We start from the raw sequence: 16,466 nt of genomic DNA, 5'->3' as shown, positions 1-16,466 counted from the left end.
TGCAATTTGAAGTATGAGGGGTAAAATTCTTCTGGACGTCTCATGAAGCAACTAACCATTCTGGGCTCGACCGGCTCTATTGGCTGCAGCACGCTGGACGTGGTACGCCACAATCCTGATAACTTCCGTGTTGTAGCGCTGGTCGCAGGTAAAAATGTCACCCGTATGGTGGAGCAGTGTCTGGAATTCTCGCCGCGCTATGCGGTGATGGATGATGAAAATAGCGCCGCTCAGCTTAAGGCGGCGCTGCAGCAACATGGCTGCCGTATTGATGTTCTGAGTGGGCAGCAGGCTGCATGTGATATGGCGGCACTGGACGAGGTTGACCAGGTGATGGCGGCCATTGTTGGCGCTGCCGGACTGCTGCCAACGCTCGCGGCCATCCGCGCCGGAAAGACAATTCTGCTGGCTAATAAAGAATCGCTGATCACCTGTGGTCGCCTCTTTATGGAGGCCGTCAAACAGAGTAAAGCCCGACTTTTGCCGGTGGATAGCGAACATAACGCTATTTTTCAGAGTATGCCCCAACCCATTCAACACGATCTGGGATACGCTGATCTGGAGCAGAATGGCGTTGTATCCGTTTTGCTTACCGGGTCTGGTGGCCCTTTCCGTGAAACGCCATTGCGCGATCTGGTGAATATGACGCCCGATCAGGCATGTCGTCATCCGAACTGGTCGATGGGACGTAAGATCTCCGTCGATTCTGCCACTATGATGAATAAAGGTCTGGAATACATTGAAGCACGCTGGTTGTTTAATGCCAGTGCTGACCAGATGGAAGTGTTGATTCACCCGCAGTCGGTGATCCACTCAATGGTGCGTTATCAGGATGGCAGCGTCCTTGCACAATTGGGGGAACCGGATATGCGTACGCCGATTGCCCATACGATGGCATGGCCGAATCGCGTGACCTCTGGCGTGAAGCCACTCGACTTTTGTAAGCTCAGTGCGCTGACGTTTGCCGCACCTGATTATCAGCGTTATCCGTGTCTGAAGCTGGCGATGGATGCGTTCGAACAAGGGCAGGCCGCGACGACAGCGCTGAATGCGGCAAATGAAACGACGGTCGCCGCATTCCTTGCGCAACAAATTCGTTTTACTGATATTGCTGAACTAAATTTAGCCGTGCTGGAGAAGGTGGATTTGCAGGAACCGCAAAGCGTTGATGATGTGCTGGCGGTTGATACTGTTGCCCGGGAAGTAGCCAAAAAGCAGGTGATGCGACGTGTAAGCTGACGATATTCCTGCTGCAGGAGATCGTGCTATTTGTTAGCGTTGGGCTTCAGTGATATAGTCTGCGCCACCTGATCGCAGGTATTTGGCTTTATTTGGTCAGGTAAGCCGTGGTTTGACACGGCTTTTTTATGTATACACAAAATCATTCCAGTTGCATCCAGGTGGCAAGCGAATGCGTTCCCAGGAGCATATTAATCGTATGTGACAGGGGAAAATGACAAATCTGTCTGGAACAGATTTGAACGTCGCACAGCGGCGGCCCGTAAGGGCGAGGCTCAGAGATGAGCCGGATAATTCGCAGCCAGCAAAGAGACAGCTTGAAGGATGTTGTGTAAAAGGCTTCAGTATTCCTGAGTACCGCTAAATCCTTTCAGGGACTAAAAACGCGTTATGTTGTCTGCAACTCAACCAGTAAGCGAAAATTTGCCAGTACATGGCTGTCGTCATGTCGCGATCATTATGGATGGCAATGGTCGCTGGGCGAAAAAGCAAGGGAAGATTCGCGCTTTCGGACATAAGGCCGGAGCCAAATCTGTCCGTCGGGCTGTCTCTTTTGCTGCCAACAACGGTATTGATGCGTTAACGCTGTATGCCTTTAGTAGTGAAAACTGGAATCGTCCTGCGCAGGAAGTGAGCGCGTTAATGGAGCTGTTTGTGTGGGCGCTGGATAGCGAAGTTAAAAGCCTGCATCGCCATAACGTTCGCCTGCGTATTATTGGAGATATCAGTCGATTTAACTCACGTTTGCAGGAACGTATTCGTAAGTCAGAAGCACTTACCGCCCAGAACACAGGGCTGACGCTGAATATTGCAGCGAATTACGGTGGACGTTGGGATATTGTCCAGGGAGTCAGGCAACTGGCAGAACAGGTGCAGGAAGGTTTACTGCGCCCTGATCAGATTGACGAAGAGATGCTAAGCCAGCAAATCTGCATGCATGAGCTGGCTCCTGTGGATTTAGTAATTAGGACTGGGGGAGAACATCGCATAAGTAACTTTTTGCTTTGGCAAATTGCCTATGCCGAACTTTACTTTACTGATGTTCTCTGGCCCGATTTCGATGAACAAGACTTTGAAGGTGCGCTGCATGCCTTTGCTAATCGAGAGCGTCGTTTCGGCGGCACCGAGCCCGGTGATGAAAAAGCCTGATGGGGGTCTCTTTTGCTGAAGTATCGCCTGATTTCTGCTTTTGTTTTAATACCTGTTGTCATCGCGGCGCTGTTTCTGCTGCCGCCGGTGGGGTTCGCCATTGTTACGCTGGTCGTGTGTATGCTGGCCGCCTGGGAATGGGGACAGTTAAGTGGTTTCACGACTCGCACACAGCGAGTCTGGCTGGCGGTTCTGTGCGGGTTATTGCTGGCGCTGATGCTTTTTCTGCTGCCCGAATATCACCACAATATTCATCAACAACCACTGGTTGACGTTTCGCTTTGGGCTTCGTTGGGATGGTGGATTGCGGCGCTGTTACTGGTGCTTTTTTATCCTGAATCAGCGTCGATCTGGCGTAACTCAAAGACTTTACGCATCATTTTCGGCGTGTTAACTATTGTTCCCTTCTTCTGGGGAATGCTGGTGCTACGCGCATGGCATTATGATGAGAATCAATATAGTGGCGCACTGTGGCTGCTCTATGTCATGATCCTCGTTTGGGGGGCGGACTCCGGGGCGTATATGTTTGGCAAATTGTTTGGCAAACATAAGCTGGCGCCGAAGGTATCTCCGGGTAAAACCTGGCAGGGTTTTATCGGCGGACTCGCCACCGCAGCGGTAATCTCATGGGGTTACGGCATGTGGGCGAATCTGGAAGTCGCACCTGTAACGTTGCTCATCTGCTCTATTGTTGCGGCCCTGGCCTCCGTGTTGGGTGACTTAACCGAGAGTATGTTTAAGCGTGAAGCAGGAATTAAAGACAGCGGTCATTTGATTCCGGGGCATGGCGGTATTCTGGATCGTATTGACAGCCTGACGGCAGCGGTACCGGTCTTTGCCTGCCTGTTGTTACTGGTATTCAAAACGCTTTAACGGAAGGTCTTATGCTGAGTATTCTCTGGAATCTGGCTGCGTTCATCGTTGCACTGGGCGTGCTTATTACCGTGCATGAATTTGGTCACTTCTGGGTTGCCCGGCGCTGCGGTGTCCGTGTCGAGCGCTTTTCCATTGGTTTTGGCAAAGCGCTCTGGCGCCGAACTGACCGGTTGGGTACTGAATATGTTATCGCCCTGATCCCTCTGGGCGGCTATGTCAAAATGCTGGATGAGCGTGCTGAACCGGTGATCCCGGAGCTACGCCACTATGCGTTCAATAATAAAACCGTGGGCCAACGTGCGGCGATTATTGCCGCCGGTCCGGTTGCAAATTTCATTTTCGCTATCTTTGCTTACTGGCTGGTTTTTATCATCGGCGTCCCTGGCGTTCGTCCGGTAGTGGGTGAAATAACGCCCAATTCAATAGCCGCTGAAGCGCAAATTGCGCCAGGCACGGAACTTAAAGCCGTTGATGGTATCGAAACCCCTGATTGGGATGCCGTGCGTTTACAACTGGTAGCAAAAATCGGTGACGAAAGCACGACCATTACCGTGGCGCCCTTTGGCAGCAACCAGCGACAAGAGAAAACGCTGGATTTGCGGCACTGGGCATTTGAGCCTGACAAGCAAGATCCTGTATCTTCTTTAGGGATTCGACCACGTGGTCCGCAGATTGAACCGGTCCTGGCCGAAGTGCAGGTAAATTCGGCGGCAAGCAAAGCAGGTTTGCAAGCGGGCGACAGGATCGTTAAAGTCGATGGTCAATCGTTAACGCAATGGATGACGTTCGTGACGCTTGTGCGCGATAATCCGGGTAAGTCGTTAGCGCTGGAAATTGAAAGACAAGGAAGTGCCTTGTCTTTGACGTTAATCCCGGATACAAAGCCGGTTAACGGAAAGGCGGAAGGGTTTGCGGGTGTAGTACCTAAAATTATCCCTCTGCCGGAAGAATATAAGACTGTACGCCAGTATGGGCCTTTCAGCGCCATTGCCGAAGCCACGGATAAAACGTGGCAGTTGATGAAGCTGACTGTCAGTATGCTGGGAAAATTGATAACCGGTGATGTGAAACTGAACAACCTCAGTGGGCCGATTTCTATCGCTCAGGGGGCTGGGATGTCAGCGGAGTTTGGGGGGATTTATTACCTGATGTTCCTTGCGCTGATTAGCGTGAACTTAGGGATAATCAACCTGTTTCCGTTGCCCGTTCTTGACGGGGGGCATCTGCTGTTCCTGGCGATTGAAAAGCTTAAGGGCGGTCCGGTATCCGAGCGGGTTCAAGACTTTAGTTATCGCATTGGCTCGATTTTGCTGGTGTTGTTAATGGGGCTTGCACTTTTCAATGATTTCTCTCGGTTGTAAGAGAGTGTTAGGAAGAACGCATAATAACGATGGCGATGAAAAAGTTGCTCATAGCGTCGCTGCTGTTTAGCAGCGCCACCGTATACGGTGCTGAAGGGTTCGTAGTGAAAGACATTCATTTCGAAGGCCTGCAGCGAGTCGCCGTTGGTGCGGCCCTCCTCAGTATGCCAGTGCGCACAGGCGACACGGTTAATGATGAAGATATCAGTAATACCATTCGCGCTCTGTTTGCTACTGGCAACTTCGAGGATGTCCGCGTCCTTCGTGATGGTGATACCCTTCTGGTCCAGGTAAAAGAACGTCCAACGATTGCCAGTATCACCTTCTCCGGTAACAAATCGGTGAAGGATGACATGCTGAAGCAAAACCTTGAGGCGTCCGGCGTGCGTGTTGGCGAATCTCTGGATCGCACAACCCTTGCCGATATCGAAAAAGGTCTGGAAGATTTCTATTACAGCGTCGGTAAATACAGCGCCAGCGTAAAAGCTGTCGTGACACCGCTGCCGCGTAACCGTGTTGACCTCAAGCTGGTGTTCCAGGAAGGCGTTTCGGCGAAGATCCAACAGATCAACATCGTTGGTAATCATGCCTTTAGCACTGATGAACTGATCTCTCACTTCCAGTTGCGTGATGAAGTACCGTGGTGGAACGTCGTTGGCGATCGCAAATACCAGAAGCAGAAGCTGGCGGGCGATCTTGAGACACTGCGTAGCTACTATCTGGATCGAGGTTATGCGCGTTTCAACATCGACTCCACGCAGGTTAGCCTGACGCCGGATAAGAAAGGGATCTACATCACCGTTAACATCACGGAAGGCGATCAGTACAAGCTTTCTGGCGTTGAGGTGAGCGGTAACCTGGCCGGACATTCCGCCGAGATTGAGAGCCTGACGAAAATCGAACCGGGCGAACTCTATAACGGCACCAAAGTGACCAAAATGGAAGATGATATCAAGAAGCTTCTTGGTCGCTATGGTTATGCCTATCCACGCGTGCAGTCGCAACCTGAAATCAACGATGCAGACAAAACCGTTAAACTGCGTGTGAACGTTGATGCAGGTAACCGTTTCTACGTACGTAAGATCCGTTTTGAAGGTAACGACACCTCGAAAGATTCCGTCCTGCGTCGCGAAATGCGTCAGATGGAAGGTGCCTGGTTAGGCAGCGACCTGGTCGATCAGGGGAAAGAGCGTCTGAACCGTCTGGGGTACTTTGAAACCGTTGATACAGACACGCAGCGTGTGCCGGGCAGCCCGGATCAGGTTGATGTTGTCTACAAGGTCAAAGAGCGTAATACCGGTAGCTTCAACTTTGGTATCGGCTACGGTACCGAAAGCGGCGTCAGCTTCCAGGCCGGCGTACAGCAGGACAACTGGTTAGGGACGGGTTATTCCGTAGGTATCAGCGGGACTAAGAACGACTACCAGACCTACAGCGAACTGTCCGTTACCAACCCGTACTTTACCGTTGACGGTGTGAGCCTCGGGGGTCGTATTTTCTATAACGACTTCAATGCGAACGATGCGGACCTGTCCGACTATACCAACAAAAGTTATGGTACAGACGTGACGCTGGGTTTCCCGATCAACGAATACAACACGCTGCGTGCGGGTCTGGGTTATGTACATAACTCCCTGTCTAACATGCAGCCACAGGTCGCCATGTGGCGTTATCTGAACTCCGTGGGTGAATACCCGGATAATTCAAACGACAGAAACTCCTATAGCGCCAATGACTTCACCTTCAACTACGGTTGGACGTATAACAAGCTTGACCGTGGTTTCTTCCCAACGGAAGGTACGCGTGTCAACCTGAACGGTAAGGTGACGATCCCGGGCTCTGATAACGAGTTCTACAAAGCGACGCTGGATACCGCGACCTACGTGCCGATCGATGACGATCACAAATGGGTGGTTCTGGGGCGTACCCGCTGGGGTTACGGTGATGGATTTGGCGGCAAAGAGATGCCGTTCTATGAAAACTTCTATGGCGGTGGCTCGAGCACCGTGCGTGGTTTCCAGTCCAACACCATTGGTCCGAAAGCGGTCTACTACCCTTCCAGCAGCCGTCATGATGGTGATAACGACTACGATAACGAATGTAAGAGCTCTGAATCCGCGCCGTGTAAATCGAATGATGCAGTGGGCGGTAACGCCATGGCTGTCGCCAGCCTGGAGTTCATTACGCCTACGCCATTTATTAGCGACAAATACGCCAACTCGGTCCGTACCTCATTCTTCTGGGATATGGGGACCGTCTGGGATACTAACTGGGATTCAAGTGCATATTCCGGTTATCCAGACTACAGTGATCCGAGCAATATCCGTATGTCCGCAGGTATCGCATTACAATGGATGTCCCCATTGGGGCCGTTGGTTTTCTCCTACGCCCAGCCGTTCAAAAAGTACGATGGAGACAAAGCAGAGCAGTTCCAGTTTAACATTGGTAAAACCTGGTAATTGTTCTTCGCAAAGGAATGTAATGGTAGTGTAGCGATGACTTTAGGCGATTTTGCTTGCATGGGATCGCCTTTGCCACGCAAAGAACTGCACCTTCGGGTGCAAATGGGATGGTAAGGAGTTTATTGTGAAAAAGTGGTTATTAGCTGCAGGTCTCGGTTTAGCGATGGTAACGTCTGCACAGGCTGCTGACAAAATTGCAATCGTCAACATGGGTAGCCTGTTCCAACAGGTTGCGCAGAAAACCGGTGTCTCCAACACGCTGGAAAACGAGTTCAAAGGCCGCGCCAGCGAACTGCAGCGTATGGAATCCGATCTGCAATCTAAAATGCAGCGTCTGCAGTCCATGAAAGCCGGCAACGAGCGTACCAAGCTGGAAAAAGACGTGATGGCTCAGCGCCAGACTTTCTCTCAAAAAGCGCAGGCTTTTGAGCAGGATCGTGCACGCCGTTCCAACGAAGAGCGTGGCAAACTGGTTACCCGTATCCAGACTGCCGTAAAATCCGTTGCTAACAGCCAGAGCATCGATCTGGTTGTGGACGCAAACACCGTTGCTTACAACAGCAGCGATGTAAAAGACATCACTGCCGACGTACTGAAACAGGTTAAATAAGTAATGCCTTCAATTCGACTGGCTGATTTAGCAGAGCAGTTGGATGCAGAGTTACACGGTGATGGCGATATCGTCATCACCGGCGTGGCTTCCATGCAATCTGCGCAAACAGGTCACATTACGTTCATGGTGAATCCTAAGTACCGTGAACATCTGGCATTATGCCAGGCTTCTGCTGTCGTGATGACGCAGGACGATCTCCCTTTTGCTAAGAGTGCCGCGCTGGTAGTGAAGAACCCCTACCTGACGTATGCGCGAATGGCGCAAATTTTAGATACCACGCCGCAGCCTGCGCAGAACATTGCTCCGAGTGCAGCGATCGACGCAACGGCAAAGCTGGGTAACAATGTCTCGGTGGGCGCGAACGCGGTCATTGAGTCTGGCGTAGAACTGGGCGATAACGTGGCGATCGGCGCTGGGTGCTTCGTCGGAAAAAATACCAAAATTGGTGCAGGTTCGCGTCTGTGGGCGAACGTGACGATTTACCACGACATTCAGATCGGTGAAAATTGCCTGATTCAGTCGGGTACGGTTGTCGGTGCCGACGGTTTTGGCTATGCCAACGATCGTGGCAACTGGGTGAAGATCCCACAGCTTGGTCGCGTAATTATTGGCGATCGTGTGGAGATCGGTGCCTGTACGACGATCGATCGTGGCGCGCTGGATGATACGGTGATCGGCAACGGTGTTATTATTGATAACCAGTGCCAGATTGCACATAACGTTGTGATTGGCGACAATACGGCAGTTGCCGGTGGCGTCATTATGGCGGGCAGCCTGAAGATTGGTCGCTATTGCATGATTGGCGGGGCCAGCGTGATCAACGGGCATATGGAAATATGCGACAAAGTCACGGTGACCGGCATGGCTATGGTGATGCGTCCTGTCACGGAACCTGGCGTCTATTCTTCAGGTATTCCGCTGCAGCCTAACAAAGTTTGGCGTAAGACTGCCGCACTGGTGATGAATATTGATGATATGAGCAAGCGCCTCAAAGCGATTGAGCGCAAGGTTAATCAGCAAGACTAACGCTCCAGTTATACACAAAATCATTCAAGGTGCCTCAGGGCGGCAACTGAGTGATCCCCGGTAACGCACTCTGGTTCGTGACCGGGGGAGCTAAGGCAGCCAACAAAGAGGCAGCTTGAAGGATGAAGTGTAAGCATATCTGACTTTACGGCCTGTCCCATTCATATGATTGCGGCAGGCCGTGTTATTATTGTCTTTTAGTATATTTGGACAGGAAGAGTATTTTGACTACTAACACTCATACTCTGCATATTGAAGAGATTTTAGAACTTCTGCCGCACCGTTTTCCGTTTCTGCTGGTTGACCGCGTGCTGGATTTTGAAGAAGGGCGTTTTCTGCGCGCAGTGAAAAATGTCTCTGTTAACGAGCCGTTTTTCCAGGGACATTTTCCGGGCAAACCGATTTTCCCGGGCGTGCTGATTCTGGAAGCGATGGCGCAGGCCACCGGTATCCTGGCGTTTAAAAGCGTCGGTAAACTGGAACCGGGCGAACTGTATTACTTCGCTGGTATCGACGAAGCGCGCTTCAAGCGCCCTGTTGTACCCGGCGATCAGATGATCATGGAAGTCACTTTCGAGAAAACACGCCGTGGCCTGACCCGTTTTAAAGGGGTTGCGCTGGTTGACGGTAAAGTAGTTTGCGAAGCAACGATGATGTGCGCTCGTAGCCGGGAGGCCTGATACGTGATTGATAAATCCGCCTTTGTTCATCCCACAGCCATTGTGGAAGAGGGTGCCTCTGTCGGTGCCAATGCCCACATTGGACCTTTTTGTATTGTTGGACCCCATGTTGAAATTGGTGAGGGTACCGTACTGAAGTCTCATGTTGTCGTGAACGGCCATACCAAAATTGGTCGCGATAACGAGATTTATCAGTTTGCCTCTATTGGTGAGGTTAACCAGGATCTGAAATATGCTGGTGAACCCACCCGAGTGGAAATCGGCGATCGTAACCGCATTCGCGAAAGCGTCACCATTCATCGTGGCACAGTGCAGGGTGGTGGATTGACGAAGGTGGGCAGCGATAACCTGCTGATGATCAACGCTCACGTGGCGCACGATTGTTCGATAGGCGACCGCTGCATTCTGGCTAATAACGCCACTCTTGCGGGCCATGTATCGCTGGATGATTTTGTCATCATCGGCGGTATGACCGCGGTGCACCAGTTCTGCGTCATCGGTGCGCACGTGATGGTCGGCGGCTGTTCTGGGGTCGCTCAGGATGTTCCGCCATATGTTATTGCTCAGGGCAACCACGCGACGCCTTTTGGGGTCAATATCGAGGGGCTGAAGCGCCGCGGCTTTAGTCGCGAAGCGATCACCGCGATCCGTAATGCCTACAAAGCGCTGTACCGCAGCGGCAAAACGCTGGACGAAGCGAAACCGGAAATTGCCGAGCTGGCGAAGCAGTATCCGGAAGTTCAACCGTTTAGCGATTTCTTTGCCCGCTCAACGCGTGGTCTGATCCGCTAATGGCTGAACAGCGTCCCTTAACGATTGCCCTGGTCGCCGGAGAAACTTCCGGCGATATTCTTGGTGCTGGCTTAATTCGCGCCCTTAAAGCGCGGATTCCTGATGCTCGTTTTGTTGGCGTTGCGGGGCCGCGTATGCAGGCTGAAGGCTGTGAGGCCTGGTACGAAATGGAAGAGCTGGCGGTGATGGGCATTGTTGAAGTGCTTGGTCGCCTGCGTCGCTTACTGCACATTCGCGCCGATCTCACCCGTCGGTTCACCGATCTTAAGCCAGACGTGTTCGTTGGTATTGATGCGCCTGATTTCAATATTACTCTTGAAGGAAACCTGAAAAAGCAGGGCATTAAAACAATTCATTATGTCAGTCCGTCCGTCTGGGCGTGGCGACAGAAACGCGTTTTCAAAATAGGCAGATCCACCAACATGGTATTGGCTTTTCTGCCTTTCGAAAAAGCGTTTTACGACAAATATCATGTCCCGTGCCGTTTCATCGGCCATACGATGGCGGATGCCATGCCGTTGGACCCGGATAAAAACGCGGCGCGCGACGTGCTGGGGATCTCCCATGACGCTCACTGTCTCGCTCTGTTGCCCGGCAGCCGCGGTGCTGAGGTAGAAATGCTTAGCGCGGATTTCCTGAAAACCGCACAGCTGCTGCGCCAGCACTATCCCGACCTTGAAGTTGTTGTGCCGCTGGTTAATGCCAAACGGCGCGAGCAGTTTGAACATATTAAAGCAGACGTTGCGCCCGAACTTTCCGTACATATGCTTGACGGAATGGCGCGTGAAGCGATGGTGGCGAGCGATGCGGCACTGCTGGCCTCCGGTACGGCGGCGCTGGAGTGCATGTTGGCGAAATGTCCGATGGTGGTGGGCTATCGTATGAAGCCATTCACGTTCTGGCTGGCGAAGCGGTTGGTGAAGACTGATTACGTTTCGTTGCCCAACCTGCTGGCGGGAAGAGAATTAGTTAAAGAGCTGTTGCAGGAAGAGTGTGAACCGCAAAAACTGGCCGAAGCGCTGTTGCCGCTGCTGGCAAACGGTAAAACCCGTCATGTAATGCATGATACCTTCCGCGAACTGCATCAGCAGATCCGTTGCAATGCCGATGAGCAAGCCGCGGATGCCGTCCTGGAGTTAGCACAATGATCGAATTTGTTTATCCGCATACGCATTTAGTCGCCGGTGTGGATGAAGTGGGGCGCGGCCCTCTGGTAGGGGCCGTGGTGACTGCTGCGGTTATCCTCGATCCGACCCGCCCGATAACAGGGCTTAACGATTCCAAAAAGCTTTCTGAAAAGCGCCGTCTGGCGCTGTATGACGAAATTAAAGAGAAAGCTTTAAGCTGGAGTCTGGGGCGCGCAGAGCCGCATGAGATCGACGAGCTGAATATTTTACACGCCACGATGCTGGCGATGCAGCGTGCGGTTGCCGGTCTGCATATAGCACCTGAATACGTGCTGATTGACGGCAATCGCTGTCCGGCATTGCCGGTGTCATCAATGGCAGTGGTGAAAGGCGACAGCCGTGTGGCGGAGATAAGCGCGGCGTCTATTATTGCGAAAGTGACGCGCGATGCCGAAATGGCGGCGCTGGACGGTATTTTCCCACAGTATGGTTTTGCCCGACACAAAGGGTATCCAACCGCTTTTCATCTGGCTGCACTTGCTGAACATGGTGCGACGGAGCATCATCGACGCAGTTTTGCTCCTGTCAAACGCGCTCTGGGACTTGCGTCCTGATTCTTGTGTCGAGAATAAGTAAACCGGAATCTGAAGATGTCTGAACCACGTTTCGTCCACCTCCGGGTGCACAGTGACTACTCCATGATCGATGGGTTGGCTAAAACCGGGCCGCTGGTGAAAAAGGCGGCCGCGTTGGGCATGCCTGCGCTGGCGATCACTGATTTTACCAACCTCTGCGGTTTGGTGAAGTTCTACGGAACGGGCCATGGCGCGGGGATTAAACCCATTGTTGGCGCCGATTTCAATGTCCAGAGCGAGCTGATGGGGGATGAACTCACCCATTTGACGGTGCTTGCCGCAAATAATACCGGCTATCAAAACCTGACCCTGCTTATCTCTAAAGCTTACCAGCGTGGCTACGGCGCGGCGGGACCCATTGTCGATCGCGACTGGCTGATCGAGCACAAAGAGGGGCTGATTCTGCTCTCTGGTGGTCGGATGGGCGACGTTGGTCGCAGTCTGCTGCGGGGTAACAGCGCACTGGTTGACGAGTGCGTGGCCTTCTATGAGGAGCATTTCCCGGATCGTTACTTCCTGGAACTGATCCGCACCGGCAGGCAGGATGAAGAAACTTATTTGCATGCCGCTGTCGAACTGGCGGAAGCGCGTGGTCTGCCCGTTGTTGCCACTAACGATGTTCGCTTTATTGACTCCGACGACTTTGACGCACATGAAATTCGCGTTGCGATTCACGATGGCTTTACCCTTGACGATCCGAAGCGCCCGCGCAACTACTCGCCTCAGCAGTATATGCGTACGGAAGAGGAGATGTGCGAACTCTTTTCCGATATTCCGGAAGCGTTGGAAAACAGCGTAGAGATAGCCAAACGCTGTAACGTCACGGTTCGTCTGGGCGAATATTTTCTGCCGCAGTTCCCGACCGGAGATATGACCACCGAAGATTACCTGGTCAAAAAATCGAAAGAGGGTCTGGAAGAGCGTCTGGAATTTCTGTTTCCTGACGAAGCGGTGCGTAAAGAGAAGCGTCCTCCCTATGATGAGCGTCTGGATATTGAGCTGCAGGTTATTAACCAGATGGGGTTCCCGGGCTACTTCCTGATCGTAATGGAATTTATCCAGTGGTCGAAAGATAACGGCGTGCCGGTAGGTCCAGGACGCGGTTCCGGTGCGGGTTCGCTGGTAGCCTATGCGCTGAAAATCACCGATCTCGACCCGCTGGAATTCGACTTGCTGTTCGAACGCTTCCTTAACCCGGAACGTGTTTCCATGCCTGACTTCGACGTTGACTTCTGTATGGAGAAACGTGACCGGGTTATTGAACATGTCGCGGACATGTACGGGCGCGATGCGGTATCCCAGATTATTACCTTCGGTACAATGGCGGCAAAAGCGGTCATCCGTGATGTTGGCCGCGTACTGGGGCATCCATACGGTTTTGTGGACCGCATCTCAAAGCTGGTGCCGCCAGATCCTGGCATGACGCTGGCGAAAGCGTTTGAAGCTGAACCACAGTTGCCTGAAATTTATGAGGCAGATGAAGAGGTTAAAGCGCTTATCGACATGGCGCGGAAGCTGGAAGGCGTCACGCGTAACGCCGGTAAGCACGCTGGTGGCGTGGTTATCGCGCCGACCAAAATCACCGACTTTGCGCCGCTATATTGTGACGAAGAAGGGCGACATCCGGTTACCCAGTTTGACAAAAGTGATGTGGAATACGCCGGGCTGGTGAAGTTCGACTTCCTTGGCCTGCGTACGCTCACTATCATTAACTGGGCGCTGGAGATGATTAACGCCCGTCGTGAAAAGCACGGCGAGCCGCCGCTGGATATTGCCGCTATCCCGCTTGATGACAAAAAAAGCTTCGACATGCTGCAGCGCTCGGAGACCACCGCTGTCTTCCAGCTTGAATCCCGCGGCATGAAAGACCTGATTAAACGTCTGCAGCCTGACTGTTTCGAAGATATGATAGCCCTGGTGGCCCTGTTCCGTCCGGGGCCGCTGCAGTCGGGGATGGTAGATAACTTTATCGACCGTAAGCATGGACGCGAAGAGATTTCTTACCCGGACGTGCAGTGGCAGCATGAGAGCCTGAAACCGGTGCTGGAGCCAACCTACGGCATCATCCTGTATCAGGAACAGGTTATGCAGATTGCCCAGGTGCTTTCTGGCTACACCCTTGGCGGTGCGGATATGCTGCGTCGTGCGATGGGTAAGAAAAAGCCAGAGGAGATGGCCAAGCAGCGCGGAACCTTCGAAGAAGGGGCCAAAAAGAACGGCGTTGACGGCGAGCTGGCGATGAAAATCTTCGACCTGGTGGAGAAGTTCGCCGGTTACGGATTTAATAAATCGCACTCTGCGGCATATGCGCTGGTTTCTTATCAGACGCTGTGGCTGAAGGCACACTATCCGGCTGAGTTTATGGCGGCGGTCATGACCGCCGATATGGACAACACCGAGAAGGTGGTTGGCCTGGTGGATGAATGCTGGCGTATGGGGCTGAAAATCCTGCCGCCGGATATTAACTCTGGGCTGTATCACTTCCACGTTAACGACGATGGTGAGATAGTTTACGGCATCGGCGCCATCAAAGGCGTGGGTGAAGGTCCGATCGAAGCGATTATTGAAGCGCGTAACAATGGCGGTTATTTCCGCGAGCTGTTCGATCTTTGCGCCCGTACCGATACCAAAAAACTGAACCGTCGCGTGCTCGAAAAACTGATTATGTCCGGGGCGTTTGACCGTCTTGGGCCACATCGTGCAGCGCTGATGAACTCGCTGGGCGATGCGCTGAAGGCCGCCGATCAGCACGCGAAAGCGGAAGCCATTGGTCAGGCGGACATGTTTGGCGTACTGGCGGAAGAGCCGGAGCAAATTGAACAATCCTATGCCAACTGCCAGCCGTGGCCGGAGCAGGTGGTGTTAGATGGGGAACGCGAAACGTTGGGGCTTTACCTGACGGGTCACCCTATCAACCAGTATTTAAAAGAAATTGAGCGCTATGTCGGAGGCTACAGGCTAAAAGACATGCATCCGACAGAACGTGGTAAAGTGACCACGGCTGCGGGGCTCGTCATTGCCGCAAGGGTTATGGTCACCAAGCGCGGCAATCGTATCGGCATCTGCACTCTGGATGACCGTTCCGGGCGTCTGGAGGTGATGTTATTTACCGATGCTCTGGATAAATACCAGCAGCTGCTGGAAAAAGACCGCATACTTATCGTCAGCGGACAGGTCAGCTTTGATGACTTCAGCGGGGGGCTTAAAATGACCGCTCGCGAAGTGATGGATATTGACGAAGCCCGGGAAAAATATGCTCGCGGGCTTGCTATCTCGCTGACGGACAGGCAAATTGATGACCAGCTTTTAAACCGACTCCGTCAGTCTCTGGAACCCCACCGCTCGGGGACAATTCCAGTACATCTCTACTATCAGAGGGCGGATGCACGTGCGCGGTTGCGTTTTGGTGCGACGTGGCGTGTCTCTCCGAGCGATCGTTTGCTAAACGATCTCCGTGGCCTCATTGGTTCGGAGCAGGTGGAACTGGAGTTTGACTAATACAGGAATACTATGAGTCTGAATTTCCTTGATTTTGAACAGCCGATTGCAGAGCTGGAAGCGAAAATCGATTCTCTGACAGCGGTGAGCCGCCATGACGAGAAACTGGATATTAATATCGATGAAGAAGTGCATCGTCTGCGTGAAAAAAGCGTAGAGCTGACGCGCAAAATCTTTGCCGATCTTGGCGCATGGCAGGTTGCCCAACTGGCGCGCCATCCGCAGCGTCCATATACCCTGGATTATGTTCGCCTGGCGTTTGATGAATTTGATGAACTGGCGGGCGATCGCGCTTATGCCGACGATAAAGCTATCGTGGGCGGCATTGCACGTCTGGACGGTCGTCCGGTGATGATTATTGGTCATCAAAAGGGCCGTGAAACTAAAGAAAAAATCCGTCGTAACTTTGGTATGCCAGCACCGGAAGGTTATCGTAAGGCGCTGCGTCTGATGGAGATGGCCGAGCGTTTCAATATGCCGATCGTTACTTTCATCGACACCCCAGGGGCTTATCCGGGCGTGGGCGCGGAAGAACGCGGTCAGTCTGAAGCGATTGCGCGTAACCTGCGTGAAATGTCACGCCTGAGCGTTCCGGTGATCTGTACCGTTATCGGGGAAGGTGGTTCCGGCGGCGCGCTGGCAATCGGCGTAGGTGATAAAGTGAATATGCTGCAATACAGCACCTATTCCGTTATCTCTCCGGAAGGCTGCGCATCCATTCTGTGGAAGAGTGCGGACAAAGCGCCGCTGGCCGCAGAAGCTATGGGTATCATCGCCCCGCGTCTGAAAGAGCTGAAGCTGATTGATTCCATTATTCCGGAGCCGCTGGGCGGCGCGCACCGTAATCCGGAGGCGATGGCTGCTTCGCTGAAAGAACAGCTGTTGGCGGATCTTGCCGATCTCGATGTGTTAAGCACCGATGATTTGAAAAACCGTCGCTACCAGCGCCTGATGAGCTACGGCTACGCCTGAGCCGCAAACTTTCTGAAAAAGGGTCACGAGATGTGA

General features: G+C 52.7%; 13 protein-coding genes. All 13 read left to right on the top strand.

Annotated features, from left to right (window positions below; genetic code table 11):
* Positions 1 to 42 precede the first annotated feature (42 nt).
* Positions 43 to 1,239, top strand: coding sequence for a 1-deoxy-D-xylulose-5-phosphate reductoisomerase (gene ispC / locus C3432_RS17945; protein WP_103777924.1), 1,197 nt, complete (start codon positions 43 to 45; stop codon positions 1,237 to 1,239).
* Positions 1,240 to 1,629: 390 nt separating this feature from the next.
* A complete protein-coding gene (gene ispU / locus C3432_RS17940) occupies positions 1,630 to 2,388 on the top strand; it encodes a (2E,6E)-farnesyl-diphosphate-specific ditrans,polycis-undecaprenyl-diphosphate synthase (protein ID WP_103777923.1) in 759 nt (252 codons plus the stop codon).
* Between the two features lie 12 nt (positions 2,389 to 2,400).
* Positions 2,401 to 3,261: a phosphatidate cytidylyltransferase gene (gene cdsA / locus C3432_RS17935; protein WP_103777922.1), complete on the top strand. Its 861-nt coding sequence runs from the start codon at positions 2,401 to 2,403 to the stop codon at positions 3,259 to 3,261.
* An 11-nt stretch (positions 3,262 to 3,272) separates the two neighbouring features.
* Positions 3,273 to 4,625 (top strand): sigma E protease regulator RseP, encoded by a 1,353-nt coding sequence (gene rseP, locus C3432_RS17930; RefSeq protein ID WP_103777921.1) that lies wholly within the window; start codon positions 3,273 to 3,275, stop codon positions 4,623 to 4,625.
* 29 nt (positions 4,626 to 4,654) lie between these two features.
* Entirely contained in the window at positions 4,655 to 7,084 is a 2,430-nt protein-coding gene (gene bamA / locus C3432_RS17925) for an outer membrane protein assembly factor BamA (RefSeq protein ID WP_103777920.1), read from the top strand.
* A 127-nt stretch (positions 7,085 to 7,211) separates the two neighbouring features.
* Positions 7,212 to 7,697 (top strand): molecular chaperone Skp, encoded by a 486-nt coding sequence (gene skp, locus C3432_RS17920; protein WP_103777919.1) that lies wholly within the window; start codon positions 7,212 to 7,214, stop codon positions 7,695 to 7,697.
* A 3-nt stretch (positions 7,698 to 7,700) separates the two neighbouring features.
* Positions 7,701 to 8,726, top strand: a complete 1,026-nt coding sequence (lpxD, locus tag C3432_RS17915) for a UDP-3-O-(3-hydroxymyristoyl)glucosamine N-acyltransferase (RefSeq protein WP_103777918.1) — start codon at positions 7,701 to 7,703, stop codon at positions 8,724 to 8,726.
* Between the two features lie 224 nt (positions 8,727 to 8,950).
* The gene (gene fabZ / locus C3432_RS17910) at positions 8,951 to 9,406 is read left to right on the top strand and encodes a 3-hydroxyacyl-ACP dehydratase FabZ (protein ID WP_003018528.1); all 456 of its coding nucleotides are present in this window, start codon (positions 8,951 to 8,953) and stop codon (positions 9,404 to 9,406) included.
* Between the two features lie 3 nt (positions 9,407 to 9,409).
* Positions 9,410 to 10,198 carry an acyl-ACP--UDP-N-acetylglucosamine O-acyltransferase gene (gene lpxA, locus C3432_RS17905; RefSeq protein ID WP_103777917.1) on the top strand — a complete coding sequence of 263 codons (789 nt, stop codon included), beginning with the start codon at positions 9,410 to 9,412 and terminating at the stop codon, positions 10,196 to 10,198.
* Positions 10,198 to 11,346, top strand: coding sequence for a lipid-A-disaccharide synthase (gene lpxB / locus C3432_RS17900; RefSeq protein WP_103777916.1), 1,149 nt, complete (start codon positions 10,198 to 10,200; stop codon positions 11,344 to 11,346). Before lpxA ends, lpxB begins: the two co-directional genes overlap by 1 nt.
* Positions 11,343 to 11,939, top strand: a complete 597-nt coding sequence (gene rnhB / locus C3432_RS17895; protein WP_103777915.1) for a ribonuclease HII — start codon at positions 11,343 to 11,345, stop codon at positions 11,937 to 11,939. Before lpxB ends, rnhB begins: the two co-directional genes overlap by 4 nt.
* Before the next feature lie 36 nt (positions 11,940 to 11,975).
* Positions 11,976 to 15,458, top strand: coding sequence for a DNA polymerase III subunit alpha (gene dnaE / locus C3432_RS17890; protein WP_103777914.1), 3,483 nt, complete (start codon positions 11,976 to 11,978; stop codon positions 15,456 to 15,458).
* 12 nt (positions 15,459 to 15,470) lie between these two features.
* The gene (accA, locus tag C3432_RS17885; protein WP_103777913.1) at positions 15,471 to 16,430 is read left to right on the top strand and encodes an acetyl-CoA carboxylase carboxyl transferase subunit alpha; all 960 of its coding nucleotides are present in this window, start codon (positions 15,471 to 15,473) and stop codon (positions 16,428 to 16,430) included.
* Positions 16,431 to 16,466: the final 36 nt, after the last annotated feature.

The sequence above is a fragment of the Citrobacter amalonaticus genome, assembly GCF_002918555.1.
In the GTDB taxonomy this organism is placed as follows: domain Bacteria; phylum Pseudomonadota; class Gammaproteobacteria; order Enterobacterales; family Enterobacteriaceae; genus Citrobacter_C; species Citrobacter_C amalonaticus_A.
This window is presented reverse-complemented; position numbering and strand designations above follow the sequence as displayed.